The sequence below is a fragment of the Limnofasciculus baicalensis BBK-W-15 genome (assembly GCF_024178385.1).
Lineage (GTDB): Bacteria > Cyanobacteriota > Cyanobacteriia > Cyanobacteriales > Coleofasciculaceae > Limnofasciculus > Limnofasciculus baicalensis.
This window is the reverse complement of record NZ_JAMZMM010000539.1, coordinates 1-2,998: the sequence shown is the minus strand read 5'-3', so window position 1 is coordinate 2,998 and position 2,998 is coordinate 1. Positions and strand designations below refer to the sequence as shown.

The following is a 2,998-nucleotide window of genomic DNA, read 5'->3' as shown; positions in this document are numbered from 1 at the left end:
GAATAAAGTTTTAAGTTTTGAGTTTTAAGTTTTGAGTTTTTCTGGCTGCAAGCTGCTCTATTCACCTCTAATCTCTTAACCCTTACCTCTTTGTTATTAGGATAAAAAAAAGTAACAATAAATTACTATGAAATCTCTTTACCAGCATTTAAGTAAATTCTGCCGAAGTGCCCCAGTCCATATTACAATAATCATTATTTGTATAATTTGGACGCTACCAACATTTGGTTTATTCATTAGTTCACTCCGCCCTAAAAACGATCTTTTAAATACAGGGTGGTGGAAGGTTTTTCAACATCCATTTGACTTCACTCAATATCAGATAGGTAATTATATTGATGTTTTCAGTGCCGAAGGAATGGGGCAAGCTTTACTGAATAGTTTGACAATTGCTATCCCAGCTACAGTGATTCCCATTGCCATGGCAACTTTTGCCGCTTATGCTTTTGCTTGGATGAAGTTTCCCGGTCGTCAGGTATTATTTATTATAGTAGTGAGTTTACTAGTTGTACCTTTACAGATGACGCTGATTCCAGTATTGAGAGCTTACAATCAATTTGGATTAGCAGGTTCTTTTTTAGGTATTTGGTTAGCACATACGGGTTATGGAATGCCATTAGGGATTTATCTATTACGGAACTATATTGGTTCCCTCCCGAAAGATTTAATTGAAGCAGCGGCGGTGGATGGTGCGTCCCATTTGACCACATTTACTCGATTAATTGTACCATTATCGCTCCCTGCGATCGCATCTTTTGCCGTTTTCCAATTTTTGTGGGTTTGGAATGATTTATTGGTAGCGTTAGTTTATTTAGGGGGAACACCCGAAGTAGCGCCTTTAACTATGCGGTTAAGCAGTATGATTGGCTCTCGCGGAGAAGCTTGGCAAATTCTGACTGCTGGTGCATTTGTGACGATGATTGTACCACTAATTGTATTTTTTGCTCTTCAGCGATATTTTGTACGAGGTATATTGGCAGGTTCCGTTAAAGGTTAAAGATTGAAATTATGACCTTTAATTTTATTTAATTAGAATTTAATTTGTTTTTGCCACAAATAGTGTATTATTAGAAATATATTTAGGCACTATACATAAAAAGTGACATGTTACCAATTCAGCAGTTTACTCGTTCCAGCATCGGTGAGTTTGAAGCTAAAATTTCCGGAACCTGGCCTGAAGAGATATCTGGTTATATCTTCATCGCTGCTCCCTACCACAAAGCTGGAGAACGGCATTTATTTGGCGGGACAGGTGTTATCATCCGATGGGATTTGACACCCGCAAACGGTTCAGTCAAAGTAAACTGTCAACCCCTGAAGACATGGGATAGTTATTGGCAGAATATACTACCAATAACCTGGGAACAAATAGCCTTTTTTCCTGCAAAATTGAGCCTGTTTGGTATTGCTGAACCTGCAAATACTGGTGTCGTTAATATGGATGGACGGTTGATTTTTGCCGCCGATGCGGGACGTTACTGGGAAGTCGATCCCGTTACACTAGAAACTATTACTCCTGTGGGATATTTTGACGAACATATTATTAGTGTGCCTCTCTCATTATTCCCGATGGTGACAAATACAGCCCATCCATTATACGATCCAGAGAATAAGTTATTGATTAGTTGTGAGTTAAAAAGCATACCGAATCCCGGGCAACTTTTTACCGATATGATTAGCAGCGTTTACATTAATATATGGGATGGCAAAGGTACTTTAAAACATTGGCAGTTAGATGGTACAACTCTAGATGGCAGTCCCCATACGGTAATTGTTACTGAAGAAGTAGTAATGATTCCAGATATGCCCTTCCAAATGGGCTTAACGAAATTAATGGGACTGAATCTTCCCGCCGCCAAAGCTTATCCAAATACACAACTTTATATTGTAGATCGAAATAACTTAAAAGAAGAAAACTATACCGTTCCCTCGCGCCTTGTTACCTTTCCCGGTCAAAGTTTTCACTTCCTCTGTAACTACCGCCATCAGAATGGCAACATTAATATGGTTGCTGTTCAACAACCGACAGTTTCCCTCACTGAAGCAATAGAACCCACGGATGTTAACCACTTTACTGGAGAACGCTTTAGTCCTGAATATTGGGGAATACCGTGGATGTTTACATTCCAACCCGGTGTCTTACAAAAGGTAGTAATTCGCGAAACTGAATTAATAAGTAACCAAACATTTATTCATCCAGGTTGGTACACTACCACTCTCTATACTGCGGATTCACGAGAACAGTTTACACCAGAAGGCTACTCGGCAATTTATCAGATTTATGCTGGTTACTACCGAGAATTTATTTCCCGTCGTCACTATCTAGAATTCCGGGATCATCCTAACCGTGTCGTGTCAGATAAAAAATTGCCTAAACATAATTTGCCAGGAATTCTCGCTTGTATTCCCACAAATCTTAATTGGGATGAGTTGACAGAAAAAATTCAAGCTGAATATCAGAATAATCCTGATATAAAACTACCAGATTTAGGAAAAGATTTACTAGATTTTTATGTCTATCCCGATGGCTACATTCAGGATAGCATTCAATTCATTCCTCAAGGTAAGGGATATATTATGACCACAGTATTTGCTGACAAATTATCCGAAGCGTGGCTATTTGCAGCAGATAATCTCAAAAATGGTCCTATTGCTAAGTTATCTCTACCGGAAGAAGTTTGCTTTGGGTTCACCTTACATTCAGAATATTTTGATAAAATAACTCCAGCACCTCGCCAGTATCGGGTGAATCGCCTTCAATGTGCGTTGCGGAGTTTGGTTTCTGTTCCCTTTGAATTTTTCTCTGGCAGAAAAGATAAAGTTCTGAATCGTTAGCACGTTAGATGCTGTTTGTAAACAAAAATTAAACTGATAAGGGAGTGGGCGTAAATAAACCCCACACCCAGAAACCCGGTTTCTCTAAGAAACCGGGTTTCTAAGTCTTGGTGGGTTGGGCGGGTTTTGGATTAAGATTATCGGTGATAATATAGATCAAATC

2 protein-coding genes are annotated in these 2,998 nt (G+C 39.1%); both read left to right on the top strand.

Annotation, left to right across the window (positions count from 1 at the left end; translation table 11 throughout):
- The first annotated feature begins 127 nt into the window (after window positions 1-127).
- Window positions 128-997 carry a carbohydrate ABC transporter permease gene (locus tag NJ959_RS27835; RefSeq protein WP_254015013.1) on the top strand — a complete coding sequence of 290 codons (870 nt, stop codon included), beginning with the start codon at window positions 128-130 and terminating at the stop codon, window positions 995-997.
- 107 nt (window positions 998-1,104) lie between these two features.
- Window positions 1,105-2,835 (top strand): carotenoid oxygenase family protein, encoded by a 1,731-nt coding sequence (locus NJ959_RS27830; RefSeq protein ID WP_254015012.1) that lies wholly within the window; start codon window positions 1,105-1,107, stop codon window positions 2,833-2,835.
- Window positions 2,836-2,998 lie beyond the last annotated feature (163 nt).

Coding starts and splice junctions, on each gene's coding strand:
- NJ959_RS27835 (WP_254015013.1), top strand. CDS start 128: ATGAAATCTCTTTACCAGCATTTAAGTAAATTCTGCCGAAGTGCCCCA.
- NJ959_RS27830 (WP_254015012.1), top strand. CDS start 1,105: ATGTTACCAATTCAGCAGTTTACTCGTTCCAGCATCGGTGAGTTTGAA.